The 25,742-nt window shown below is 65.4% G+C and carries 22 protein-coding genes; 16 read left to right on the top strand and 6 right to left on the bottom strand.

Translation table 11 applies throughout. From position 1 onward, the window contains the following. Positions 1–42 precede the first annotated feature (42 nt). Positions 43–1,212 carry a cell division protein ZapE gene (gene zapE / locus ACODS4_RS24670; protein WP_488868319.1) on the top strand — a complete coding sequence of 390 codons (1,170 nt, stop codon included), beginning with the start codon at positions 43–45 and terminating at the stop codon, positions 1,210–1,212. A 27-nt stretch (positions 1,213–1,239) separates the two neighbouring features. On the opposite strand, the gene ACODS4_RS24665 is transcribed toward zapE, so the two are convergent. After that, positions 1,240–3,471 carry a DNA topoisomerase gene (locus ACODS4_RS24665; protein WP_488868318.1) on the bottom strand — a complete coding sequence of 744 codons (2,232 nt, stop codon included), beginning with the start codon at positions 3,469–3,471 and terminating at the stop codon, positions 1,240–1,242. A 243-nt stretch (positions 3,472–3,714) separates the two neighbouring features. Here ACODS4_RS24665 and ACODS4_RS24660 point away from each other — a divergent pair, with 243 nt between their 5' ends. The 4 genes from ACODS4_RS24660 to ACODS4_RS24645 all read left to right on the top strand — a co-directional run bounded on the left by ACODS4_RS24660 (position 3,715) and on the right by ACODS4_RS24645 (position 8,738). Beyond that, on the top strand, positions 3,715–4,062 hold the full coding sequence (locus tag ACODS4_RS24660; protein ID WP_488868317.1) for a RidA family protein: 348 nt from the start codon (positions 3,715–3,717) through the stop codon (positions 4,060–4,062). Positions 4,063–4,293: 231 nt separating this feature from the next. Then, positions 4,294–6,435: an elongation factor G gene (gene fusA, locus ACODS4_RS24655; protein ID WP_488868316.1), complete on the top strand. Its 2,142-nt coding sequence runs from the start codon at positions 4,294–4,296 to the stop codon at positions 6,433–6,435. Between the two features lie 246 nt (positions 6,436–6,681). Beyond that, positions 6,682–7,212, top strand: a complete 531-nt coding sequence (locus tag ACODS4_RS24650) for a tetratricopeptide repeat protein (RefSeq protein ID WP_488868315.1) — start codon at positions 6,682–6,684, stop codon at positions 7,210–7,212. A 170-nt stretch (positions 7,213–7,382) separates the two neighbouring features. Next, positions 7,383–8,738 carry a hypothetical protein gene (locus ACODS4_RS24645; RefSeq protein ID WP_488868314.1) on the top strand — a complete coding sequence of 452 codons (1,356 nt, stop codon included), beginning with the start codon at positions 7,383–7,385 and terminating at the stop codon, positions 8,736–8,738. Between the two features lie 72 nt (positions 8,739–8,810). On the opposite strand, the gene pyk is transcribed toward ACODS4_RS24645, so the two are convergent. After that, on the bottom strand, positions 8,811–10,313 hold the full coding sequence (gene pyk / locus ACODS4_RS24640) for a pyruvate kinase (RefSeq protein WP_488868313.1): 1,503 nt from the start codon (positions 10,311–10,313) through the stop codon (positions 8,811–8,813). Between the two features lie 393 nt (positions 10,314–10,706). Between pyk and rpsM the strand changes: the two genes are divergently transcribed. The 5 genes from rpsM (at position 10,707) to ACODS4_RS24615 (ending at position 13,977) form a co-directional block, all read left to right on the top strand. Further along, positions 10,707–11,075 carry a 30S ribosomal protein S13 gene (gene rpsM / locus ACODS4_RS24635; RefSeq protein ID WP_488868312.1) on the top strand — a complete coding sequence of 123 codons (369 nt, stop codon included), beginning with the start codon at positions 10,707–10,709 and terminating at the stop codon, positions 11,073–11,075. An 18-nt stretch (positions 11,076–11,093) separates the two neighbouring features. Further along, positions 11,094–11,492, top strand: coding sequence for a 30S ribosomal protein S11 (rpsK, locus tag ACODS4_RS24630; protein WP_119830003.1), 399 nt, complete (start codon positions 11,094–11,096; stop codon positions 11,490–11,492). Between the two features lie 131 nt (positions 11,493–11,623). Next, positions 11,624–12,640, top strand: a complete 1,017-nt coding sequence (locus ACODS4_RS24625) for a DNA-directed RNA polymerase subunit alpha (protein ID WP_488868311.1) — start codon at positions 11,624–11,626, stop codon at positions 12,638–12,640. 212 nt (positions 12,641–12,852) lie between these two features. Further along, positions 12,853–13,284 (top strand): 50S ribosomal protein L17, encoded by a 432-nt coding sequence (gene rplQ, locus ACODS4_RS24620; protein WP_488868310.1) that lies wholly within the window; start codon positions 12,853–12,855, stop codon positions 13,282–13,284. 114 nt (positions 13,285–13,398) lie between these two features. After that, entirely contained in the window at positions 13,399–13,977 is a 579-nt protein-coding gene (locus ACODS4_RS24615) for a YqaA family protein (protein WP_488868309.1), read from the top strand. 59 nt (positions 13,978–14,036) lie between these two features. Here ACODS4_RS24615 and ACODS4_RS24610 read toward each other — a convergent pair whose 3' ends face one another. Continuing rightward, positions 14,037–14,297, bottom strand: a complete 261-nt coding sequence (locus ACODS4_RS24610; RefSeq protein WP_488868308.1) for a hypothetical protein — start codon at positions 14,295–14,297, stop codon at positions 14,037–14,039. Between the two features lie 126 nt (positions 14,298–14,423). On the opposite strand from ACODS4_RS24610, the gene ACODS4_RS24605 reads away from it, so the two are divergent. Then, entirely contained in the window at positions 14,424–14,825 is a 402-nt protein-coding gene (locus tag ACODS4_RS24605; RefSeq protein ID WP_488868307.1) for a hypothetical protein, read from the top strand. Between the two features lie 58 nt (positions 14,826–14,883). On the opposite strand, the gene ACODS4_RS24600 is transcribed toward ACODS4_RS24605, so the two are convergent. The 3 genes from ACODS4_RS24600 to ACODS4_RS24590 form a co-directional block, all read right to left on the bottom strand. Continuing rightward, a complete protein-coding gene (locus ACODS4_RS24600) occupies positions 14,884–16,173 on the bottom strand; it encodes a replication-associated recombination protein A (protein WP_488868306.1) in 1,290 nt (429 codons plus the stop codon). Between the two features lie 134 nt (positions 16,174–16,307). Continuing rightward, the gene (locus ACODS4_RS24595; protein ID WP_119829997.1) at positions 16,308–16,535 is read right to left on the bottom strand and encodes a hypothetical protein; all 228 of its coding nucleotides are present in this window, start codon (positions 16,533–16,535) and stop codon (positions 16,308–16,310) included. A gap of 147 nt (positions 16,536–16,682) precedes the next feature. Continuing rightward, complete coding sequence (locus ACODS4_RS24590) at positions 16,683–17,585, bottom strand: cell envelope integrity EipB family protein (protein ID WP_488868305.1); 903 nt, start codon at positions 17,583–17,585, stop codon at positions 16,683–16,685. Positions 17,586–17,693: 108 nt separating this feature from the next. On the opposite strand from ACODS4_RS24590, the gene ACODS4_RS24585 reads away from it, so the two are divergent. The 5 genes from ACODS4_RS24585 (at position 17,694) to ACODS4_RS24565 (ending at position 25,404) form a co-directional block, all read left to right on the top strand. Further along, the gene (locus ACODS4_RS24585) at positions 17,694–18,716 is read left to right on the top strand and encodes a 2-hydroxyacid dehydrogenase (protein WP_488868304.1); all 1,023 of its coding nucleotides are present in this window, start codon (positions 17,694–17,696) and stop codon (positions 18,714–18,716) included. A 185-nt stretch (positions 18,717–18,901) separates the two neighbouring features. After that, positions 18,902–19,636 (top strand): GGDEF domain-containing protein, encoded by a 735-nt coding sequence (locus ACODS4_RS24580; RefSeq protein WP_488868303.1) that lies wholly within the window; start codon positions 18,902–18,904, stop codon positions 19,634–19,636. A 259-nt stretch (positions 19,637–19,895) separates the two neighbouring features. Further along, positions 19,896–20,303, top strand: a complete 408-nt coding sequence (locus ACODS4_RS24575) for a response regulator (RefSeq protein WP_274379610.1) — start codon at positions 19,896–19,898, stop codon at positions 20,301–20,303. Between the two features lie 37 nt (positions 20,304–20,340). Then, the gene (locus ACODS4_RS24570; RefSeq protein WP_488868302.1) at positions 20,341–21,735 is read left to right on the top strand and encodes a PleD family two-component system response regulator; all 1,395 of its coding nucleotides are present in this window, start codon (positions 20,341–20,343) and stop codon (positions 21,733–21,735) included. A gap of 195 nt (positions 21,736–21,930) precedes the next feature. Beyond that, positions 21,931–25,404: an SNF2-related protein gene (locus ACODS4_RS24565; RefSeq protein ID WP_488868301.1), complete on the top strand. Its 3,474-nt coding sequence runs from the start codon at positions 21,931–21,933 to the stop codon at positions 25,402–25,404. The last annotated feature ends 338 nt before the right edge of the window (positions 25,405–25,742 follow it).

Raw genomic sequence — 25,742 nt, 5'->3', positions numbered from 1 at the left:
GTTAGGTAAGAGACCCCTGTCAGCCAAGGCGCGCGATTTCCCATGACCGAAGGTCCGCTTTCGCTGTACCGCGCCCGGCGCGGCACCGGCACACTCCGCCCCGACCCCGACCAGGAACTGGCCGCTGAAAAGTTCCAGAGCCTGTATCACGCGCTGAAAGGCTACCAGCCGCAGGCGGGAGGGGAGGCCAAGACGGCGGTCGGCGGTTGGCTGGACCGTTTCGGGTTGGGGCGTCTGCGCACGGCGCCGCCGCCCGACGTCGCCGCCGACGCGCCGCAGGGGCTGTATCTCTATGGCGGGGTCGGGCGGGGCAAATCCATGCTGATGGATCTGTTCTTCGACAGCGCGCCGGTGGAGCGCAAGCGCCGCGTCCATTTCCACGAATTCATGCTGGAGGTTCACCAGCGCATCCACGAACACCGCCAATCCGGCAAGGTGAAGGCGGGCGGGGCCGACGACAGCCTGCCCGAACTGGCCCGCGCGCTGGCGGGGGAAGCGTGGCTGCTGTGCTTTGACGAGTTCCACGTCACCAACGTCGTCGACGCGATGATTTTGGGGCGGCTGTTCACCCATCTGTTCGAGCTGGGCGTGGTGGTGGTGGCGACGTCGAACTGGCCGCCGGACATGCTCTACAAGGACGGCTTGCAGCGGAACCTGTTTCTGCCCTTCATCGCTCTGCTGAAAGAGAAGCTGGACGTGCTGTCGCTGGACGGCCCGACCGATTACCGGCTGGACCGGCTGAAGGGCGTGCCGATCTACCACCACCCGCTGGGGCCGACGGCGGATCGGGCGATGGCCGACGCCTTCGCCGCGCTGACCGGCGGGGCGAAGGCCGAAGCGGATCACCTGCTGGTGCAGGGCCGCCGGGTGGAGATCGAACGGGCCGCCAAGGGCGTCGCCTGGGTCGGCTTTTGGGATTTGTGCGGCAAGCCCTTCGGCGCCGCCGATTATCTGGCCATCGCCACCCATTTCCACACGGTGCTGATCGACGGCGTGCCGACGATGAAGGACGAGCTGCGCAACGAGGCCAAGCGCTTCATGACGTTGATCGACGCCCTCTACGAGCATCGGGTCAACGTGATGATCGCCGCCGAAGGGCCGCCGGAACGGCTCTACCCCGAAGGCACGCACGCCTTCGAGTTCGAGCGCACGGTCAGCCGCCTGATGGAAATGCAGGCCGAGGATTATCTGAAGAACCCGCATCTGGCCTGACGCCGGGACGGTTCGCCGCCCGCCGCGTCATCGCGCGTGCTGGTCGAGGAACTGGCGGCACTGGTCGAAATCGCCCAAGCAGGCGGGAGGAAGCGCGATCTTCTTGCGGTCGGCGAGGCTGCGGGCGAAGGCCAGCATCTTGTCGGTCGGCTCTTTGCGGCGCGGAGCCGCTGAGGCGGGCGCGACAGGCGCGCTGGCGCTGTCCGGCGCGCTGACGGCGGGTTCCGCCTTTGGCTTGCGGGCGCGGCGCGGCTTGGCGGGCGCGGCGATCGCTTCGTCCGTCGCCGGGGCGCTGGCGGCCTTCCGGCTGCGTTTGCGCGGCGCGGCGGTTGTGGCGGCGCGCGGGCTGGCGAACCCGGCGCTGCGGCGTTTGGCCCCGAAACGGCCCGTCGCGGCGGGGAGGCCCAGATCGACCGTTTGGCCGCGCTGGCCGACCAGGGCGCCGATCAGGCGGTCGGCCTCTCCGGCGATGGCGTCGATCACCGCGCGGAAATCGGCGCGGCCCGTCACCACCTCGTCCAGTTTCATTTCCCACAGGGCCGTGGTGCCGGGATCGACCAGCGCCGGGGCGGCGGCGCGCAGCGTTTCAAACAATTGCAGCCCGGCGGGCGTCGGCGTCAGCCATTTGCCGTCGGCCCCCAAAAGATTCTGTTTGCGCAACCCTTTGATGACCTCGGCGCGAGTCGCGGGCGTGCCGATGCCCTTGGCCTCCTTCAGCCGGTCGCGCAGGGCGGGATCCTCGACGAAGCGCCAGGCGTTTTGCATGGCGTCCACCAGGGTGCCTTCGTTGTAGCGCGGCGGGGCCTGGGTGCGTTTGGCCTCCACCTTCGGGTTGGACAGGGCGGCGGCCTCCCCGTCGGTCAGGGGCGGCAGGGTCTGTTCGGCCTCCTCCTCCGGCTTGCCGTCGGATTCGGCGGAGGCGAAGGCGGCTTTCCAGCCGAGCTTCAACGGGATGCGGCCAACCGCGCGGAAGGGAATCGGCTTGCCGTCAAGCGGAACCGCCATGCCGACGCTGGTCTGCCGATACTCGTAATCCGGCATGACGGCGGCGAGGTAGGAGCGGCAGATCAGGGCGAACAGCCGCTTTTCATCATCGCTCAACCGAACCAACCGCGAATCCAGATCGTCCAGCACATTGACGTTGGGAATGACGGCGTGGTGCGAGACGCCTTCCAGCGCGCGGTCGCAGAAATGGCCGGATTTGCCTTTGCGGATCACCGGGCGGGCGACGTCCATATGCTCGACCAAATGGGCGAAGCCGCGCAGCCGGGTCAGCGTCCCGACCACCGCCGGAACGTCGGCGATTTGGTTTTCCGCCAGATAGCGGGCCTCGGCGCGCGGGTAGGTGATGAGCTTCTTGCCTTCGCCGTCATAGAGTTCCTGCGCCACCGACAGCGTGCGGTCGGCGGTCCAGCCCCAACGCTGGCCGCAGGTTTTTTGCAGGGCGGGCAAATCATAGAGTTTGGGCGGGGCCTGCCGTTTCTCCTCCACCGTCACCGCCAGCGGGCCGCGATGCTGATCGGCGGCCTTGGCGATGGCCTCGGCCCGCGCGCGGTCCTTGATCCGGTCCTTCGGGGCGGGGGCGTGGCGCACCTGAAAGGCGCCGGAGGCGACGGTCGCCGTCGCCACCACCTCGAAATAATCCTCCGGCTTGAAATTGCGGATTTCCAACTCGCGCAGGCAGACGATGGCGAGCGTCGGCGTCTTCACCCGGCCCACGCCGATGACGCCGCGCGCGCCGGGGGCCAGCAACGTCTTGGTGGCGGTGCGGGTCAGCGACAGGTTGAAAATCTGGTCGGCCTGCTGGCGGGCCACCGCCGCCTCATACACCGGGCGCAGTTCGGCGTTTGGCTTCAATTTGGCGAAGGCGTCGCGCAGCGTCTTGGGATCCTGGGCGGTGAAGATGGCGCGCTGGACCCGCCCGCGATAGCCGACATGCTCCAAAATCTCTTGCCCGATCAATTGGCCCTCGCGGTCGCAATCGGTGGCGAGAATCACCTGGTCGCACGCCTTCAACGCCGCCTGGATCGCCTGAAGCTTGGCCGCCTTGTTGCCGCCGCCGTCCGGCTTGGTCGGGTACAGCCCGTCGGGTTTCAGCAGGGTGGAGGACCAGCGTTTCCACGCCGGATCAACCTCGTCCGGTTCGGCCAGCCGCAACAGATGGCCTTCGGCGGGCAGGATGCGGCCAAACCGCTCGCCGAGCGCGGCGCGCAGATCCTTCGCCTGACTGGATTTTTCCGTGATGATGAGGGTCGCCATGGCGCAAGGATACGCAATGCGGAGAAACGGATCAAGAACGCGCGACGGCTTCGGCGTGATTTTTTCTCCTTTTGTTCGCATCCGTCCGACCGTCGCGAAACCGTCATTCAAGCCGTTTGGAGGGGGCGGGCGGGCGCGCCGGGCAGCTCTGACGCGATTTCCCGCATTTTTTTCTTCGCGCTGGGCCGGGAATGGCATAGAGGTAGCCGCGTCTTTAGCCTCGGAACCCGGAGTCCTTTCGTCATGTCGATTCAGCGCTTCCACACCGGACCGCGCATGAGCCAGATGGTCGTCCACAAGGACACGGTCTATCTCGCTGGTCAGGTTGCCGATCAACCGACGCCCGATGTCGAGAATCAGACCCGCCAGATCCTGGCCCAGATCGATGCCCTGCTGGCCGAGGCCGGTTCCGACAAGAGCAAGCTTCTGTCGGCCACCATCTACCTCGTGGACATCGCCAGCTTCGGCGCGATGAACAAGGCCTGGGAGGCCTGGGTCGACGCGGCCAACCCGCCGGCCCGCGCCACGGTCGAGGCCAAGCTCGCCGCGCCCGAGTATCTCGTGGAAATTCAGGTCACTGCCGCCAAGTAAGGCGGCGGGAAACGGGGCAACCCGGCAGCCTCGGTTGGGGTGTGCCGGCGTGGCCCAAACGCTGTGAGGGCCTCGCGCTTCAATAATCCGACGGGACGCCCGTCGGATTACGGAATGTTAATGACGCCTTAACGGATCGCCCGTAAAACCCCGACCAACCTCTGCCGCCGAGGCGTGCGCCCCCTGATGGGGCGTGCCTCGGTCGCCGCGTACCTGCAATGGAACTGCAACATGCCGCGCCAAACGCCACTTTCTGACATCCGCAACATCGGCATCATCGCCCACGTCGACGCCGGCAAGACGACGACGACCGAGCGCATCCTGTATTACTCGGGTCGCAAGCACACGATCATCGACGTCCATGAGACGAAGGATCTCAAGACCTCGACGACGACCGATTACATGGAGCAGGAACAGAAGCGCGGCATCACCATTCAGTCCGCCGCCGTTTCGGTGTTCTGGCGCGACAAGAAGATCAACGTCATCGACACCCCGGGCCACGTCGACTTCACCATCGAGGTGAACCGTTCGCTCCGCGTGCTCGACGGCGCGGTCGTGGTGTTCGACGGCGTGGCGGGCGTGGAGCCGCAGTCGGAAACCAACTGGCGGCTGGCCGACAACTACGACGTTCCGCGCATCTGCTACGTCAACAAGATGGACCGTTCGGGCGCGAACTTCCGTCGTTGCGTCGACATGATCCGCACCCGTCTGAACGCCCGTCCGGTCTGCATCCAGGTTCCGCTCGGCTCGGAAGACAACTTCCGTGGCATGGTCGACCTGATCGAGATGAAGGCCTATGTCTGGTTCTCGGACGACAAGGACGCGAAGTGGGAAATCTGGGAGATCACCGACGATCTCGCGGAAAAGCTCAACCTGACCGTCAAGGAAGACCTGGACAACGTCGCCAGCATCAAGGCCCTGCGCGCCGATCTGGTCGACACCGCGCTGGAGCAGGACGAGGTGGCGATGGAAGCCTACCTCGATTCGGGCGAGGATCCCTCGCCGGCCGTCCTGCGCGCCTGCCTGCGCAAGGGCACGCTGAACAGCTCCTTCACCCCGGTGCTGTGCGGCTCGTCCTACAAGAACAAGGGCGTTCAGCAGGTTCTCGACGCCGTCGTCGATCTGCTGCCGGCCCCGACCGACGTGCCCGCCATCAAGACGGTGGACGAGGACGGCAACCCGAACGGCGAGCGTGACAGCTCCGACGAGGCGCCCTTCTCGGCGCTGGCCTTCAAGGTGCTGAACGACACCTACGGCTCGATGACCTTCATCCGCGTCTATTCGGGCGTGCTGACGAAGGGCATGTCGATCCTGAACTCGACTCGCGGCAAGCGCGAAAAGATCGGCCGCATGGTCGAGATGTTCGCCAAGGAAGCCAACCCGCTGGAAGAAGCCCGCGCGGGCGACATCGTGGCGCTGGTCTCGTTGCAGGAAACCGAGACGGGCGACACCCTGTGCGAAGCCTCCTCGCCGGTCATCCTGGAGCGCATGCGCTTCCCCGAGCCGGTCATCAGCGTCTCGGTCGAGCCGAAGACCAAGGGCGAGCAGGAGAAGTTCTCCATCGCGCTGGGCAAGATGGTTCGCGCCGATCCGTCGCTCCGTCTGGAAACCGATCGTGAAACCGGCCAGACCATCCTGCGCGGCATGGGCGAGTTGCACCTGGAAGTGACGCTCGACCGCATGCGCACGGAGTTCGGCGTGGAAGGCAACATGGGCAAGCCCCAGGTCGCTTACCGCGAAGCGATCACCAAGCCGATCGAATACACCTACACCCACAAGAAGCAGACCGGCGGTTCGGGCCAGTTCGCCGAAGTCAAGATCATCTTCGAGCCGCGCGAGCGTGGCGAGGGCTTCGAGTTCATCGACGAAACGGTCGGCGGCACGGTTCCCCGCGAATATGTCCCGTCGGTCAAGAAGGGTCTGGAACTCCAGAAGGAAGACGGCGTGCTCGCCGGCTATCCGACGGTCGATTTCCGCGCCCGTCTGGTGGACGGCAAGTACCACGACGTCGACTCGAACGCTCTCACGTTTGAAATCGCCGCCAAGGCTTGCTTCCGCGAGGCTCTGCCGAAGGGTGGTCCGATCCTGCTTGAGCCGGTCATGAAGGTCGAGGTCGTCACCCCGGACAACTATCTGGGCGACGTCATCGGCGACGTGAACCGTCGTCGCGGCACCATCGTCGGTCAGGTCGAGCGTGGCTCCAACATCGCCGTCGAAGCGACCGTGCCGCTGAACGAAATGTTCGGCTACATCGGCCAGCTCCGTGGCATGACCTCGGGCCGCGCCTCCTACACCATGGAGTTCAGCCATTACGAGCCGGTGCCGCGCAACGTCACCGACGAAATCGTGGCGGGCCGCAGCAAGAACGGCTGATCGGCGTTCTTGATCGGTTGATCGTGTGATTGGCGACGGCCAGCGGAGCAATCCGCTGGCCGTCGTCGCGTCTGCGACTCATGGAATCCTGTGATTGTGTCTGTTCTGTCATCAAAATTGATTGCTGTGACGGTTTTTCATTGCTTTTGTCGAAAATAGACAGAGTCAGTAACCAAATAGGGATTGGCGAACCATCGGATCCGGGTGCAAATTTATGCAATGGTGATCCGACGCTTCCTTTCCTTGATGGCCTTGGTCTTGTTGACCGTCGGCGCCCCGGCCGGGGCGGGGCAGGGAAACGTGCGTTTGGATCCGCTGTTCAAGGCGCTACGGGCGACGACCGACGCCGCCTACGCGGAATCGGTGGAAGAACACATCTGGGATCTGTGGCTCGACAACCCGAACGCCGAGATGATCCGGGTGATGCGGGCGGGCGTGCTCAGTTTCAACGATGATGATTTCGCCGGGGCCTTGGCGGCGTTCGACACCGTGGTGGCTTTGGATCCGTCCTACGCCGAAGGTTGGAACAAGCGGGCGAGCGCTCATTACATGTTGGGTCATCACCGGGCGGCGGTGGAGGATCTGCGGCGCGCCCTGAGCTTGGAGCCGCGCCATTTCGGGGCCTTGACCGAGCTTGGTCTGGTGTATCTGGCGGTGGATCAACCCGCCGCCGCCCTGCGGGCGTTCGACGCGGCTCTGGCCATCAACCCGCATCTCGACAAGGTTCGTCAGCAGGCGGACGGGATCCGTCGGATGAGGGTTGGGGTCGCTTTGTAAGATCCTTTCGTTGCGACCAGGCTGCTTTTTTGCAAACCCCTTCTGAAAATCCCGCAATAAGCGTAGAACGATGAACGAGAGCGCGTGAACGGCGGATTCAATCGTCGTTTTCGCGTGTTTGTTTTCGTCCAGACGCAAGGTGTGGGATGACGGCGCAGGCGTTTTTTGAGATGGCCGGGGAACTCCGGGTCATCAGCATGATGGGTTTGCTGTGCCTGTCCTTCCTGCTGCCGCTGACGATCTTCATTGGACGCAGCAACATCAAGACCGTGCGCCAGAAGATCATCGCCGATCTGGAAACCGTGTTCCGCATCAACGACAGCGACACGGACAAGCTGATTCCATCCTTTGAATTCGCCGCTTACAAATACCGCGCCTTGCCGCATTACATTGAAGGGAAACAACCGTCAGAATGGCGGGCGTATATTCTACCCGTTCTCGTGTTCATCATGGTGACGTTCAGCGGTTTCATCACCGCCAGCGGCGCGCTGCTGACCAAGGAGCGGTTGGAGCATTTCCAGCCGCTGTTCAGCGGCATGACGCTCGTCACCCAGGATCCGGCCAGTTTGCGGACCATGCTGGATTACCAGTTGCAGACCATCGCGGTTCTGACCTTCACCTTCTTTGGCGCCTATGTCTGGTCCATCGATTATCTGGTGCGGCGGATCTCCAACTATGACCTGTCGCCGATTTCTTTTTTGCGGGTGACGGCGCACATCATTCTGGCTTGCATCACCTCGGTCACGCTTCATCACGGCTATATGGACATGGCGCAGGCGACGCCGACCAGCGCCGTCGGCGACCGGATGCCGGAACTGATCCTCGCCTTTCTGATTGGGTTCTTTCCCAAACTGGGGTTGCAAACTCTCCTGAGCCGGGTTCCGCAGTTGCAAATCCGGCGGATCGACCCGCGCGCCCAAGGTTTCGTTCGCGAATACCCCATCGACATGATTATGGGCATCGACTCGGCGATCAAATTTCGTTTGGCTGAGTTTGAAATCGAGGACGTTCAAAATCTGGCGACGGCGAATCCGATTCTGCTGTTCGTCGAAACCCCCTACGGCATTTATGAAACAATGGACTGGGTGGCGCAGGCGCAACTGATTCTGGCGCTGGATCTGGACCAGATCGAGGCGTTGCGGACCATCAACATCCGCACGATCTTCGACATTGAACGCTTCATGGAGCGCCCGGAGTCGCGTCCGCTGCTGCTGGCGGCGCTGAACACGCCGAAAACCGACGGCAAGGCCATCGTCCAGCAGGATCGCGGCGTCACGCTGGACAATCTCGAGTCGGTGGTCCGGGCGATTGGCGAGGATCTGCACGTCCAGCGGCTGCGTCAGGTCTGGCGCAACATCGAGTTGAAACTGAGCTTTGATTTGCCCCATGTCCGGCGCGAGCGGGCCTTGCTGCTGTCTGATTCGCCCCCGGACTCTGAGTCGGCGCGCGTGCAACCGGCGGAGGCCGCCGCGCCCCTGGAACCGGCGCCCGCCGCCGAGGCGGCGCGCGTGTCCGAACCGGCCTGACGCAGAACCGCCCGCCGGGCGGGGACGCGCGGCGGGTGGGCTGGTGTCAATCAGCGGGTGGGGAAGGGCGGATCACTCCGCCTCGACCCAGGCGATGCGCAGAATGTTGGTGTTGCCGGGGGTGCCGAAGGGCACGCCGGCGGTGATGACCAGGCGTTGGCCTTCCAGCGCGATGCCGTCCTTGTGGGCGGCGCGAGTCGCCTTCTGCACCATCTCGGAGAAGTTGGCGACGTCGGAGGTGTGGACGGCGTGGACGCCGAACACCAGTTGCAGCCGCCGCGCCGTCTCCAACGCCGAGGTCAGGCAGAGGATGGGCTGCTCCGGGCGCTCGCGAGCGGCGCGCAGCGTGGTGGACCCCGACGTCGTGTAGGTGACGATGGCCGCCGCCTGGATCGTGTGGGCGACCTGCCGGGCCGCCGCCGTGATGGCGTCGGCGGCGGTCTGCTGCGGGTCGGGGTGCTGGGCGTCCATGATGGTGCGGTACAGCGGATCATGCTCCACCCGGCGGGTGATGCGGTCCATGATCGACACCGCTTCCAGCGGGTAATCGCCGGACGCGGTTTCCGCCGACAGCATCACCGCGTCAGCCCCGTCATAGACGGCGGTCGCCACGTCCGACGCCTCGGCGCGGGTCGGGGCGGGGGCGCCGACCATCGATTCCAGCATCTGGGTGGCGACGATCACCGGCTTGCCCGCCCGGCGCGACTCGCGGACGATGCGCTTTTGCAGGGTGGGGACGTCTTCGGCGGGCAGCTCGACGCCCAGATCGCCACGGGCGACCATGATGCCGTCCGACAGTTCGATGATCTCCGCCAGATGGGTGATCGCCTGCGGCTTCTCCAACTTCGACAGCAGAGAGGCGCGCCCGCCGATCAGGCGGCGGGCCTCGGCGACGTCCTCAGGCCGCTGGACGAAGCTGAGCGCCACCCAATCGACGCCGATCTCCAGCGCGAAGGCCAGATCCTCGCGGTCCTTCTTGGTCAGCGGCGACAGCGGAAGGACGACTCCGGGCACGTTGACGCCCTTGCGGTCCGACAGCTTGGTGCCGGAGACCACCACCGTCTCGGCGTGGTCGGGGCCGCAGGAGACCACGCGCAGGCGCACGCGCCCGTCATCCAGCAGCAAATCGGTGTCGGGCGTCAGGGCCGCGAAGATCTCCGGGTGGAACATGCCGACCCGCGTCGAGTCGCCGGGTTCCTTGGACAGATCCAGGCGGAAGCTCTGCCCGGCGGTCAGGGTGATCGGGCCGTTGGCGAAGGTGGCGACGCGCAGCTTCGGCCCTTGCAGGTCAGCCATGATGGCGATGGGGCGACCCGTCTCGGCCTCCAGCTCGCGCAGGGTCTTCAGGCGGGCGCCGTGGTCGGCGTGGCTGCCGTGGCTGAAATTCAGGCGGAACACGTCGACGCCGGTCTCAAACAGCTTGCGGATCATCTCCGGCGAGGTGGAGGCCGGGCCGAGGGTCGCCACGATCTTGGTCAGGCGGGAGCGGCGGATCGGGGGATGGGCCGGGCCGCCGTGCGCGGCGGCGGTCGGAGTCGGGGATGCGCCGGTCGGCGTCGTGCCAGTCGTTGTCATGAATGCAAGCCTTCGCAGGTTGATCGTGTGGTGATGGGGCAGAGACTGGTGCGCCGTGGCCGTTCGTTGTGTCGAACAATCCGTTGAGGTGGTTGTTGCCCATCATTATGCGGCGATCAAGAGTCTGCTTGATGAAAGGACGTCGATTGGCGGCGGAGTCGGGCTTGCGTTCGTCGGCGCGGTCGTTTAGGGCTTTGCGTCGCGACGAATGGGGCTCGGTTGCCGGTATTCGGCCTTGACAAGTTCCGGGCTTTTTCTATAGTCGCACCCTCTCGTGCCCTATCCGGGTACGAACGACGTTTTGCGTGCCGGGTTTCAGGGGGATCTGAATTCGGGACGCTTGGATCATCGGTCGCCCATGCGGGCGGTCGACGGGAATCGAGGAGAGCAGGCGTGGCGCGTATTGCTGGCGTCAACATCCCCGCGCAAAAGCGTGTGGAGATCGGGTTGACCTACATCCATGGCATCGGCCCCTTCAAGGCCAAAGAACTTTGCGCGAAGCTGGACATCCCGGCTGACCGCCGTGTCAATCAGTTGACCGACGACGAAATCCTGAAGATTCGCGAAACCATCGACGCCGACTATCGCGTCGAAGGTGACCTCCGCCGTGAAGTCGCGATGAACATCAAGCGTTTGATGGATCTGGGTTGCTATCGCGGTCTGCGTCACCGTAAGGGCCTGCCGGTCCACGGTCAGCGCACCCACACCAATGCCCGCACCCGCAAGGGTCCGGCGAAGCCGATCGCCGGCAAGAAGAAGTAAGACAGAGGATTACCTTCCATGGCCAAGCCGTCCGCCGCCTCGCAGCGTCTGCGTCGTCGTGAGCGTAAGAACATCACCGCTGGCGTCGCGCATGTGAACGCCTCGTTCAACAACACGATGATCACCATCACCGACGCGCAGGGCAACACCATCGCCTGGTCGTCGTCGGGCACCATGGGCTTCAAGGGTTCGCGCAAGTCGACGCCCTACGCCGCCCAGGTGGCTGCCGAGGATGCTGGCCGCAAGGCCCAGGAACACGGCATGAAGACCCTGGAAGTCGAAGTGAAGGGTCCGGGTTCGGGGCGTGAGTCCGCCCTGCGCGCCCTCCAGTCGGTCGGCTTTCAGATCACCTCGATTCGCGACGTCACGCCGATCCCCCACAACGGTGTTCGCCCGCCCAAGAAGCGCCGCGTCTGATCTGTTGGTTTTCGCATCCGCAGGAATCCTCCGCTCCGGGACAGGAGGCCGCAGCCATCGCGGTCTCCTCAGCATGGGAGCGGAGGGTTCCTGCGGGTTCGTTTTCACCTGATGGCTGTTGAGGTTGCCCCGTGCTTCAGAAGAACTGGCAAGAGCTGATTAAGCCGAACAAGCTGGACATCCAGCCCGGCGATGACGCCGACCGCACCGCGACCGTGGTCGCCGAACCGCTGGAACGCGGTTTCGGTCTGACCCTGGGCAACGCGCTGCGCCGCATCCTGCTCTCCTCCTTGCAGGGCGCTGCGGTCACGGCGATCCACATCGACGGCGTTCTGCACGAGTTCTCGTCGATTCCCGGCGTCCGCGAGGACGTGACCGACATCGTCCTGAACATCAAGACGATGGGTCTGCGCATGGGCGGCGACGGCCCGAAGCGCATGCGCCTGCGCGCCGACGGCCCGGGCGAGGTCACGGCCGGCATGATCGAAACCGGCCCGGACATCCAGATCATGGATCCCGATCTGGTCATCTGCACGCTGGACAACGGCGCGCGGTTGAACATGGAACTGACGGTCGAGACCGGCAAGGGCTATGTCCCGGCCAGCCTGAACCGTCCCGAGGACGCGCCCATCGGCCTGATCCCGGTCGACGCCCTGTTCTCGCCGGTCCGCAAGGTGTCCTACAAGGTCGACAACGCCCGCGTCGGCCAAGTCACCGATTACGACCGTCTGACGATGAGCATCGAGACGAACGGGTCGGTGAAGCCGGATGACGCGTTGGCGCTCGCCGCCCGCATCATGCAGGACCAGTTGCAGCTCTTCATCAACTTCGAGGAGCCGACGCACGCCGTCTCCGAGGAGAAGCACGAGGAGGTTCCGTTCAACAAGAACCTGCTCCGCAAGGTGGACGAGTTGGAGCTGTCGGTCCGTTCGGCCAACTGCCTCAAGAACGACAACATCGTCTACATCGGCGATCTGGTTCAGAAGACCGAAGCGGAAATGCTCCGCACGCCGAATTTCGGCCGCAAGTCGCTGAACGAGATCAAGGAAGTGCTGTCCCAGATGGGCCTGCACCTGGGTATGGAAATCCCGAACTGGCCGCCCGAGAACATCGAGGAACTGGCCAAGCGTTTGGAAGAGCCGTACTAAGCATCGCCTTATCCCCCTTCCCAACCCTCCCCCGCTTCGCGGGAGAGGGGGCAGGTTCCCTCCACCGCCGACGGCGGGGGAGGGCTAGGGAGGGGGCAATAATTTCTACCAAAGGGCAATCGCCCGTCCCCGTGCCGTACCAGCGCTTTGACTGGGCGGCGGGGTTCACGACCGGCTCCCCGAGGGGGGCCAAGCCATGAAGGAGGACCGCCATGCGTCACGGCGTTTCAGGACGTAAGCTCAGCAAGACTTCGAGCCACCGCAAGGCCATGTTCTCGAACATGGCGAACGCGATCGTCAAGCACGAGCAGATCACCACGACCTTGCCCAAGGCCAAGGAAATGCGCGCCATCGTGGACAAGCTCATCACGCTCGGCAAGAAGGGCGGTTTGGCCAACCGTCGTCTCGCCTACGCGCAGCTCCGCGACAACGAGATGGTGACGAAGCTGTTCACCGTTCTGGCCGACCGCTACAAGGACCGTCAGGGCGGCTACACCCGCGTTCTGAAGGCTGGCTTCCGTTACGGCGACGCCGCCGACATGGCCATCATCGAGTTGGTGGATCGTGACGTCGCCGCCAAGGGTCAGAATTCCGGCCCGACGCAGGACGCCGCTGACGACGCCGAAGGCGCTGGCGACGAGTAAAACCGACCATCGACTCGGCGCTCATCCCCGGGCGCCGATGGATGCCGGGTGTTGATCGACCCTCCCACCGGGAATTTTCCCGGTGGGAGGGTCTTCTCATATGTGGCAGGCGGAATGTTACGATCCCTTTACAACCGTATTCAGCGCCTGTCGGCTCGCAAGGACGCGGTGTGGTGGATGTCCGCCGTGTCTTTTTCGGAAAGTTCGTTCTTTCCGTTGCCGCCCGACGTGATGCTGATCCCGATGTGTCTGGCCCAGCCGAAAAAGCTGTGGTTTTACACCAACATCTGCGCGCTGGCGTCGTTGCTGGGCGGGATGGTCGGTTACGCGCTGGGCTATTATCTGTTCGAGAGCGTCGGGCGGATGATTATCGACCTTTACAACGCGCAGGAATCCTTCCTGCGCTTTCAGGACATGTTCGCCGAATTCGGCCCCTGGTTCCTGATTTTGAAGGGCGTCACGCCGATTCCCTACAAGCTGCTGACGATCACCGCCGGATTCGCCCATCTGGATCTGACGGTGTTCATCCTCTGCTCCATCGTCGCGCGCTTCTCGCGATTCTACATGATCGCGATTCTCATGCATTTTTATGGCGCGCAGGTGCAGGCGATCATTGAAAAGCGCCTGATGCTGGTGACGACCGTGCTGCTGATCGTCGTGGTCGGCGGTTTGCTGAGCTTCAAATTCGTCTGACGCCCGCCGCCGCCTGCCCCGGCGGCGTGGCCGGGGCGGCGATGAGGCGCTTGAGAGCGTCAGTTCGGCGTGCCGTGGTCCTGGCGGTCGCGTTGGGCGGGCGGCAAAGCGTCGCGCTCGCGGCGGTCCTGGCGGACGATGACGGCGATGGCGGCGAGCACCGCCAGCCCGCCAAGGGCGGGGATCAGCATTTCACCGAGGCTGACGTCGGGCCGGGACGCGGTGCGGGCGACCAGCATCAGCAATCCGGCGAACAGCAACCCGGCGAACAACAGCCGTGGCGCGCGGTGGGAGCGCTTGCTCCCGGTGTTGGGTGTCATTTGGGTCATTCCCTTCTGAGGCTGGTTCCCGGCATATTGGGACCGATCCGGGGATGGACCCGTGACCGTGGCATTCCGCCCCGCCGGATACCATCTTCGTACCAAGAAAAACAGGAGCCGTGTGGCATGTTCCGTCCGATCCGCCTTTTTGCTCCGTTGGTTGCCGTCGCGCTGCTCGGTCTGACGGCCTGCGCCGACCAGCCCGCGCCGCGCGCCGCCTCGGTGGCCGCGCCCGCCGTCACCCAGTCGCAGACACCGGCAAAGCCCGCCGTTCCGCGCGCTGCCCCGGCCCCGGCCAGCAACGCGGGCAACTCCGACGATCAATCGTTGCGCCTGAACGGCGACGCCAGCGGCGGCGGGTCCTGCCGGGCGCAGTGCGAGCGCGGCCACAACGTGTGCATGGATTCGGTCGCCGCCCGCACCCAGAGTGGTCTGGAACGCCCGGACGCCGGTGGTCCCTTCACCCCGTCGGACAATTGCAGCTATCAACTCAAGCAATGCTTCCAGCGTTGCAACACCGTCCGGTGAGAGCCGTTCGGTGAGTAGGGGACGCTGAGCTGTTTTCGCGGGTTGGCGGCGCGTCCGGTCAGGAGCGCCGCCCCCGCAAATTCCCCCAATAGGTCAGGCGCTTCTTGATCTCGCGCTCGAACCCGCGCTCCACCGGGCGGTAGAAGCTGTGGCGCTCCACGCCGGGCGGAAAGTAATTCAGGCCGGAAAAGCCTTCCGGGGTGTCGTGGTCGTAGATGTAGCCCTGCTTGTAACCGAGATCCTTCATCACCCGAGTCGGGGCGTTCACCGCGTGCATCGGCGGCATGACGCTGCCGGTCTTGCGCGCCAGCGCGCGAGCTTCGCCCAACGCGACCTCGACCGCGTTTGATTTCGGGGCGGTGGCCAAATACAGGCAGGCTTGCGCCAGCGCCCGTTCCCCCTCCGCCGGACCCAGCCGCTCATAGGTTTCCCAGGCGGTCAACGCCTGAACGATGGCGTTGGGATCGGCCAGCCCGACATCCTCGTTGGCGACGCACAGCATCCGCCGGGCGATGACGCGCGGATCCTCCCCCGCCGCCAGCATCCGGCACATCCAATAAAGCGCGGCGTCGGCGTCGGACCCGCGCAGGCTTTTGTGAAAGGCCGAGAGCAGATTGTAATGCCCGTCCCCGGCCTTGTCGTAGGACGGCATGCGCCGTTGCAACACCCGTCCCAACCCCGCCGCGTCCAGCGGCTCCCCCGCCGCCAGCGCGTTGATTTGCTCCAGCATGTTCAGCAGGAACCGCCCGTCGCCGTCGGCCATGGCGAGCAGCGCGGTTCGCGCGTCGGGCGTCAGCGGCAGGGGATGGCCAAGATGGGACTCGGCGCGTTCCAGCAAGGCGGCCAGCGCGCTCTCGTCCAGGCGGTGCAGAACGAAGACCTGGACGCGGGACAGGATGGCGGCGTTCAACTCGAAGCTGGGGTTTTCGGTGGTGGCGCCGACCAGGGTGATGGTGCCGTCTTCCAGATAGGGCAGGAAGATGTCCTGAACCGATTTGTTGAAGTGGTGGACCTCGTCGCAAAACAACAGGGTGCCTTGCCCGCCCGCGCGCCGCCCGCGCGCCGCCTCGAACATCTTGCGCAGATCGGCGACGCCGCTTTGCAGGGCCGAGATCGCCTCGAAATGCAGATCGGTGGCTTCGGCCAACAGGCGGGCGATGGTGGTCTTGCCGCAGCCGGGCGTGCCCCACAGCACCATCGAGGAAAGGGCGCGCGCGGCGACCATCCGTCCGATGGGGGCGTCGGGCTTCAGCAGATGATCCTGCCCCACCACATCGGCCAGACATGTGGGGCGCAGCCGGTCGGCCAGCGGTCGCGGCGCCTGGTTGGCGAAAAGGCTGGAGGACATCGGCGGAATTCCCGGTGAGGCTGAACCATCGGTCTCTGGAAACACAAAAAGCCGCCGGAGCGATGCTCCCAGCGGCGTTGCCGGTTGCGCCAGAACCAACCCGGGGTTGAAGCCCAGGGTTGGCCGGGGGGTGTTTACGCCGCCATGCCGTCGATCGGCGCGGAGGCGATCAACCGATAATGATCGGTGTCGACGAGAACCGAACAGCTCAGCGTCTTCGACACGCCTTCATCTTCCGTGCTGACGATGCGGGCGTGCGGGATCCCGAGCAGATTGACGGTCCCCATCACCCGCCACGCGCGGCCCTTGGCCGCGCCGACCGGCTGGAAGACTTGTCCGATCTGGACGTGTTTCTTGCTCATGGTGGAACCCTCTTGCGACGGAAACGCGCCCGCAACGTCCGATGGCGTTGACGCGGGTCTTCTCCGTCCATTGTACCAGTGTCTGGTGAACAGTTAAGCGCAGCCGCGAGTCGCGATCAACCCCTAAGTATTTTCACAAAATGCGGGTCAGCAACCGGAGCGGGGCAGAGCCTCGATCTTTTCCAGAATGGCGTTGACGATGAAATCGCCGTAATCAATTTGCATGGATTCGGCGACGCCGTTTTGCAGCAGGCGCAGGCTCATTTCATATTCGGGCTGGGCCGAGTCGCTGTGGGTGGGGAAAAAGGCCATGCGGACCGGCCAGCTTTGGGCGTCGCGCAGCAGGGCGCTTTTGGCGGCGTTCTTGGCCGGGCTGGGTTGGCCGATCACGGTGGAGACTTCGGTCGCGCCCTCGGCGTCGGCGCCGTCGAAAATGGTGCGGCTGAAGAAATGCTCCCCCCGGCGGGCGTGGTCGAGGACCGCCAGCGTGTGGGCCGTTGGGAACATCGCCCCGGCGGGCAAGTCGATCTCCTGCGGCTCTGGTTTGGAGAATTGCGCCGTGCCGACGCCGCCGTTGGCCGTCAGGTTCGCCTCGCCGCGCACGTCGTCATCCACCTCGCCGTTGATGACCTTGCGGACGTTGAAGCGATAGCGCAGGCCGTCCTTGGCTTCCCAGGTCGTGTAATTGGTGTTCATCGCCATCTCGTCGCCCTCGCTGTAGACGAAGCGCAACTGAAAGCGTTGTTCGGTGGTCCAACCGTCGCAGGCGTCGGCCCACTCGAACATCATGCGTCCACGCACGTCGCTGACCTTGGAGCTGTTGCGGGCCGACAGCAGCGACATGGTGTAGATCGCGCGATGCGGTTGAATGGCGGCGGCCACGTCGCTGGAGCTGGGCAAGGCGGAGGGCAGGGTGGCGGCCAACGCGGGGGCGTCGGCGCTGGCGACCAGCGTGACGGCGACGCCAAGGGCCACGCCCATGGCCGCGCCCAGAAGCTTGCCCAGAAACAGGCGACCAGCGGAACGGTGGGCGGTGCGGCGGTTGGACAAGGCGGGATCCACAGGTGATTGTCGGCGCTGGTTGGATTATGGGTGTTTTTAACGCAGACCGAAAGGCCCGCCACCCGCAATTCCTATCATTGGAAAGGAATTCCCAGCATGACAGACCCCACCGATTCCGCCATTCCCCGTTCGGCAGACGACCATTCGGCGGAGAATCGCCCGGTGGTTCTGCTGACCCGCCGCCTGCCCGACGCGGTGGAGGCGCGCGCGTCGCGCGATTACACGGCGATCCTCAACCCGACGGACGAGGCGCTGTCCGGTTTGGCCATCGCCGCGCGGGCGGCGGAACGCGGGGCCGACGCCGTGCTGTGCTGCGCCGGAGATCGGCTGGACGCCGCCGCCATCGCCGCCTTGCCGGATCGGGTGCGGCTGCTGGCGACCTTTTCCGTCGGCACCGACCACATTGATTTGGCCGCCGCCAAGGCGCGCGGCCTGATCGTGACCAACACGCCCGACGTGCTGACCGACGCCACCGCCGACATCGCCTTGCTCCTGATCCTGGGCGCGGCCCGGCGGGCGTCGGAAGGGGAGCGGCTGATCCGGGCCGACGCCTGGACCGGCTGGACCCCCACCCAATTGATGGGAACCCACATCGGCGGCAAGCGGTTGGGCGTCATCGGCATGGGCCGCATCGGCCAGGCGGTGGCGCGGCGCGCGCGGGCCTTTGGCATGACCATCCATTACAGCAACCGCAAGCGACTGCCCCCGGAGTTGGAGGAGGGCGCGGTCTATCATTCCGATCCCGACGCGCTGTTGGCGGTCAGCGACGTGCTGTCGCTGCATTTCCCCGCCACGGCGGAAACCCGCCATTGGTTGAACGCCGAACGGATCGCGCGTCTGCCGCCGGGGGCCATCCTCATCAACACCGCGCGCGGAACGGTGGTGGATGACCGGGCCGTTGTCGCCGCCCTGCGCGACGGGCGGCTCGCCGCCGCCGGGTTGGACGTGTTCGAGAACGAACCGAACCTGTTCGCGGAGTATCGTGACCTGCCGAACAGTTTTTTGTTGCCGCATTTGGGCAGCGCCACGGTCGAAACCAGAAACGCCATGGGTTTCAAGGCGTTGGACAACATCGACGCGGTGTTGTCCGGGCGGGAGCCGCCGGACCGGGTGGGGTGAGGCGGGCGGTCGGGAGGACGAAATTGCCCGGCGGCGGCAGAAGCTGCCGGGCGGCAAAGGGGGGAGGGGAAAAATCCGCAGGTCGGCAGGGATGGCAAAGCGTGGAATCGCCTAGGTTGTCGGGTTGGCACATCATCTGCATGGGATGGGACGAAGAGCATCGACCTCCAGTAAGGAGCCGCCCCATGAACGCCATTGTCGCCGCCTTGGACCTGACGTCCCACTCCTGCGATCGCTTCGACGGCGAGATGGTTTGGAATCCGGTCGCGCTGGCTTCGCGGGTTGGGTTGCTGCGGGGAACGGAGCGGCAGGCGCTTGACGAGACCATCGCCCTGCTGGCCGAAGCGCGGGAAACCATCGCCCAACAGCAAGAGCGCATCGCCTATCTGGAAAGCCTGACGATGACCGACGAGCTGACCGGCTTGTTGAATCGGCGGGGCTTCTACAGCCACTTCCGGCGTGAACTGGCCTCGGCCCGGCGCACCGGAACGGCGGGCGGTCTGTTGGTGATGATCGACTTGGACGGTTTCAAGGCGATCAACGACACCCATGGCCATGTCGCCGGAGACAGCTATCTGCGCCAAGTCGCGCTGATGATCGTGTCCAGCGTCCGGCAAGAGGATGTGGTGGCCCGGCTGGGCGGCGACGAGTTCGCGGTGCTGTTGACCAACACCGACGTGACCAGCGGTCTGGCCCGCGCCAGCGAACTGGCGGCGCTCGCCGACGCCTGCCACGCGGAATGGGGCGGGGTTTCCCTGCCGGTTCGCTTCTCGGTCGGCACCCAGCCCTATGGTGCGGAAGACCAGGAGGACGAGGTGATGCGGCGGGCCGACAGCATGATGTATGGGGCCAAAAGCGCCCGCCGTCGGGACGCCAAGCGCAAGACGAAATCCACCACGCAGGCGGACGTCGCCGCGTAAGCGGCTGATGGTCGCCGCTTGGGACTGGGCTGGGGACTAGGACAGGCCGCCCGCGCTTTTGCGGGCGGTTTTGTTTTGCCCGATCAGGCGTCTGCGTTCGCCTTGGCCGATCCGTCGGCGTCCTGGAGTCAACGGCAATTTAACCGTCGCGACCTGTTGGGAAAAGGGGTATACCGGGGTGTGGTCGCTTTGATCGCGCCGCGCCGGTCAACGCCCTCTCCGGCGGCCAGCCAGGGCGCCAAGCTTGAGTGGAGAGTGCATGTCGGTGGAACCGGGTGGGTCAACCATGGTCGACGGCGCGTCAGCCAAGACAGTCCTCATCGTTGAGGACAACGAGCTGAACATGAAGCTGTTCCATGATCTGCTCGAAGCGCATGGTTACGGCACTCTGCAAACCCGCGATGGGATGGAGGCGATGCGGCTGGCGCGTCAGCATCGCCCCGATTTGATCCTGATGGACATCCAACTGCCCGAGGTGTCGGGGCTTGAGGTGACGCGGTGGATCAAGGACGACGCGGAGCTGAAAAGCATCCCGATCATCGCCGTCACCGCCTTCGCCATGAAGGGCGATGAGGAAAAGATTCGCCAGGGCGGTTGCGAGGATTACATTGCAAAGCCCATCTCGGTGGTTAAGTTTCTTGAGACGGTTAGACGTTTTCTAGCCTGATTTTTTGAACCGAAGCTTCACAGGATCGCATCGCTCCATGTCCGCGCGCGTGCTCGTCGTCGATGATGTTCTGCCGAATGTGAAGCTGCTCGCGGCCAAGCTGACGCGCGAGTATTTCAACGTCATCACGGCTTTCAACGGGCCGGACGCGCTGGAGATGGTTCACAGGGAATCGCCGGACATCGTTCTGCTCGACGTCATGATGCCGGGGATGGACGGGTTCGAGGTGTGCGAGCGCATTCGCTCCGACCCCGCGACCATGCACATTCCCGTCGTGATGGTCACGGCCCTGTCCGACGTCGCCGACCGGGTGCGCGGGCTGGAGGCTGGGGCCGACGATTTTCTGACCAAGCCGGTCAACGACATCGCCCTGTTCGCGCGGGTCCGCTCGCTGGTTCGTCTCAAGATGATGATGGACGAATGGCGTTTGCGCGAAAACACCTCCGGCCAATTCGGGGTGATCGAGCGCAGCGGCACGTTGCTGAACGAATCCTTTGAGCGCGCCCGCATCCTGGTTCTGGAGGATTCCGCGCTCGACCTCGACAAAGTAACGGAAACCCTGCAACGCGACCACAACAGCGTGATGGCGACCGACACCGGGGCCAAGGCGCTGGAACGGGCGCTCTCCAACGAGTTGGATCTGGTCGTCATCAGCCTGACCTTGGCGAATGAGGACGGCTTGCGCCTGTGCTCGCAATTGCGCTCGCACGAGCGGACGCGGCAGGTGCCGGTCCTGTTGATGGTGGACGAGGGGGATTTGAACCACGTCGCCAAGGGGCTGGAACTCGGCGCCAACGATTACGTCATCAAGCCGATCGACCGGAACGAGTTGCTGGCCCGCGCCCGCACCCAGATCCGGCGCAAACGCTACCAGGAACGGCTGCGCTCGAATTACGAGCAAAGCCTGTCGATGGCGCTGACCGACAGCCTGACCGGCGTTTTCAACCGCCGCTACGTCAACGCCCATCTGCCGCGCCTGCTGGAACGCGCCATCGACAGCCAAAAGCCGGTGGCCGTTCTGATGTTCGACATCGACCATTTCAAGGTGGTCAACGACAGCCACGGCCACACCATCGGCGACGAGGTGCTGCGCGAGGTGTCGGCGCGGGCCAGCCGCAATCTGCGCACCTTCGATCTGGTGGCGCGTTTGGGCGGCGAGGAGTTCATCGTCATTCTGCCCGACACCGACGGCGAAGCGGCGTTGATCGTCGCCGAACGTCTGCGCCAGCGCATCGCCGACGTTCCCTTCACGGTGTCCGCCGCCGGCGCCGAAGAAATCTCGGTGACGGTGTCGATTGGCATCTCGGTCGGCGGTCGCCTGGGCGACACGGCGGAAACGCTGATCCGCCGGTCAGACGAGGCGCTGTACGAGGCCAAGCGGGCCGGGCGCAACTGCGTCATCGCCGACGCGCAGGTCGATGTCGAAGGCTGAGCGTCGGTCGCGCGTCCGCCCTTTCTCGTCCGCGTGGCTGATTTCCCAACCCTGATGATGCCGCAGCGCCATTCCTGTGCTATCACGGTCTTTCGCACGCGGGCCGTTTGGCCGTAATGGCTTGCGAGAATGGGCGGACGCCGTTGCTCCGGCGGCCCGTTTTGTTTTGTTCTGGCTGAACGGCGTTCCGATCGCATGTCCTTTTTTGATGCTTTGCCGCTCGGCTCCCAGGCTGGCGTCGCCGTCCCCTTCGCTCAGGAGGATCTGACGCGCGTTTTCGAGGCGAAAACCTTGCAGCGCGGGCGCACCCTGATTATGACGGGCGCCGTCACCCTGTCCGACGCGGGCGCGAATCGCATCAAGGCCGAGGTCAACGATCTGGGCCGCCGTCTGGCGGTGGTGGTCACGCCGATCCAGGGCAAGCGCGGCGTCGTGCTGGAACGCACCTGCACCTGTGGCCGCAACGCCTGCGCCCATATGGCGGCGGCGGCGATGATGGCGCTGGACACCCGCCCGGAATGGCGCAAAGCCTCCCTCTTCGATCTGGCGGATCGGGCGTCGCCCGCTGCGGCGAACACGACGGCCCCTGCGACGCCCCCAGCCTCTGCGGCGAAAGCGGCGCCGCCGACCTTGTCGCTCGTGCGCCCGACCACGCCGCCGAAGACCGCCCCGCCGATCCTGCCGCTGGTTCCGGCGGCCCCGACGACGGCGACCGCCTCCAGCCTGCCCACGCCCAACCCCACCCCGAAGGCCGAGGGCGAACGCAGCCTGCGTTGGACGTTGGAGCCGGGGCAGGGCGAGGTCGCCTGTTGCGTCTCCGCCGATTTCGTGACGGACGGGCAGGCGGACACCGAACCCGCCACCCCGCGCGACGTGCTGGCCAAGGCCCCGCGCGACATCAGCGGCGACGCCGACCGCGCCATCGCCCGGCTGTTGGGCGGCGGCGGCACGCTGCGCACCCCCGTCGCCAAGAGCCGGGGCGAGGCGGTGGATCGTTTGCTGCGCCGTCTGCTGGGAACCGGGCGGCTGGTCTGGCGCGACGGCACCCCCTTGACCGAGGCGCCGGGCCGCGTCGTGCGCGCCTTCCGCGATCCGGCGACGCGCAAGCTGCGGCCGACCGGGTTGCCGGAACGCTGCACGCTGTTCAAGGGGCAATCCTATTGGTGCGTGGATTCGGCCAGCGGCAGCGTCTTCGCCGTTGATCTCCAGGTGGTGGAGGTGCCGAAGAGCAAGCCGGTTCCGCCCATCGCGGCGCCCGCCGCCGTCGCGCCGCCGCCTTCGCGGCTGTTCGCCCCGTTGCGCAACGCGACCAACCAATCGCCGTCCTTCCGCGACAACGCCATTCCCGGCATCCGCAGCGGCGCCGCCGAGGCGGCGGACATCATTGAACGGGCGCCGCGCGTGCTGGCCCTGCTGGGCCGGGTGGTCACGCCGCACGACGGGCTGGTCGATGTGCTGCGGTTGTCCTTTGATTACGGCGAACCCGGCGAACCGGCGGAAATCGAACCCGACGACCAGCGCCAGTTCGCCCGGTTCGAGGATGAGCGCGGCAACGTCACCTTCGTCCGCCGCGACAAGCGGACCGAGCAGGCGGCGTTGGACCGGCTGTCCGGCCTTGGCTTCGCCCAGGCGCGCGTCGAACCGCCGAAAGGCACGCTGAACGGGCGCGGCACGCGGGTTCACTGGCTGACCGGACGGGACGTTGACGAACGGTGGAAAGCCTTCCTGACCACGGAGATTCCGGCCCTGACCAAGGCCGGTTGGGTGGTGGAGGTCGGCAGCGATTTTGGCGCCAAGGTGATCGAACCGGGGTCCGACGTGGACGTCGCCGTTCGCGACGCCGGCGACGGTTGGTTCGATCTTGACGTCGGGGTGGAGATCGACGGGGAGCGCCGCCCGCTGTTGCCGATTCTGGCCCAACTGGTCGAGCGCGGCGGCTTGTCGGCCACCCGGATCATCGACGGTCGGGCGCACATCGTGCTGGACGACGGCAACGTCCTATCGCTGCCCGCCGAGCGGGTCGAGCGCTTGATGAGCGTGCTGGACGCCATGCTGGGGACCGGTCGGCCCGTCGGCGACCGGCTGAAGGTTCCGTTGGCGGAAGCCGACTCGCTGCTCGACATCGACGATTTGATCGCAAGGCGGGTCGAGGAAACCGCGCAGATCGACGGCTACCTCAAGCGCCTGCGCGACAGCGAGGCGCCGGGCGACATGGACCCCCCGCCAAGCTTCCAGGGCGAGTTGCGCGATTACCAACGCGCCGGTCTGGCCTGGATGCAAAGCCTGCGGGCCAACAGCGTCGCCGGGATTTTGGCCGACGACATGGGGCTGGGCAAAACCGCGCAGACTCTGGCCCACATCGCCATGGAAGAGCATGAGGGGCGGCTGACCGACCCGTGTCTGGTGGTGGTGCCGACCAGCCTTGTGCCGAACTGGGTGGCGGAAGCCGCGCGCTTCACCCCCGATCTGCGGGTGGTGGTGCTGCACGGGCTGGACCGTCACGAAAAGCTGTCGGACCTCGACCGCGCCCACATCGTGGTGACGACTTACGGCGTGGTGGCGCGCGACGTCGATCTGCTGAAACGGCTGACTTGGCACATGCTGGTGCTGGACGAGGCGCAGGCGATCAAGAATCCCGACGGCAAGGCGACCCGCGCCGTCGCGGCCTTGCAGGCGCGTCATCGGCTCTGCCTGTCCGGCACGCCGGTGGAAAACAATCTGGGCGAGCTGTGGAGCCAGTTCGCCTTCCTGATGCCCGGCCTGCTGGGCGACCGCAAGGAGTTCGGCAAGCGTTACCGCGTGCCCATCGAAAAGCGCGGCGACAACACGCGCGCCAATCTGCTGATGCGCCGCATCCGCCCCTTCCTGCTGCGCCGCACCAAGGAGGCGGTGGCCAAGGAGCTGCCGCCCAAGACGGAGGTGGTGGTCCGCATCGATTTGGACCGCGACCAGCGCGATTTGTACGAGACGATCCGCCTGTCGGTGAACGAGACGGTGCGCGCCGCGCTGGCCGTCGGCGGGGCGGCGGGCGGCGGCCTGGGCCGCAACGCCATCACGGTGATCGACGCGCTGCTGAAGCTGCGTCAGGTCTGCTGCGACCCGCGCCTGTTGAAGATGCCCGCCGCCGCCAAGGTGAAGGAAAGCGCCAAGCTGGAGGCGCTGACCGAGATGGTGCGGGAAATGGTGCCGGAAGGCCGCCGCATCCTGATTTTCTCGCAATTCACCACCATGCTGGATCTCATCAAGGTGGAGCTTGAGAAGGCCGACATTCCCTATGTCGAGCTGACCGGGCGCACCCTGGACCGCGCCGCGCCGGTCAACCGTTTCCAGAACCGCGAGGTTCCCGTCTTCCTCATCAGCCTGAAGGCGGGCGGGCGCGGCCTGAATCTGACCGCCGCCGACACGGTGATCCATTACGATCCCTGGTGGAACCCCGCCGCCGAGGATCAAGCCACCGACCGCGCCTACCGCATCGGCCAGGACAAACCGGTCTTCGTCTACAAGCTCATCGCCGCCAATTCGGTGGAAGAGCGCATCATCGAACTGCAACGCCGCAAGGGCAGCCTGTCCGCCGCCACCATCGAAGGCACCGGGCTGGTCAGCGCGCTCGACGGCGGCGACATCGATTACCTGTTGGGGGCTGACGGCGCCGCCCAGGCGGCTGAGTAGGGCGAAACAGAGGGGCGGCGCCCAATGCGCCGCGCGGGGTTGCCGGGAGCGTCAGGCTGGATTAGGAATTGTAGCCTAATGCCTTGCCGGATTCCCCATGCCCCGAATCCCGACCCATCCGTCAATCCTGCCCAATCCGAGGCCGAACCCCCGTCTGCGCCGCCCGACGCGCTCCGGTGTCAGCGCGTATGGAACAAGTGAACAGGGTCATGAAAACTGTTTCACGGTGTTTCAAACGTTCCACTCGCCCGACCCAGCGACTCGCGTGTGGAACAGGGGGCGGGGATTGCGCCGTCCGGCGCGCTCCGGCGTCGTCGCGTATGGAACAAGTGAACAGG

The sequence above is a fragment of the Azospirillum sp. FG154 genome (assembly GCF_057809575.1).
The sequence above is the reverse complement of the archived record's forward strand: the minus strand, read 5'-3'. Positions and strand labels throughout refer to the sequence as shown.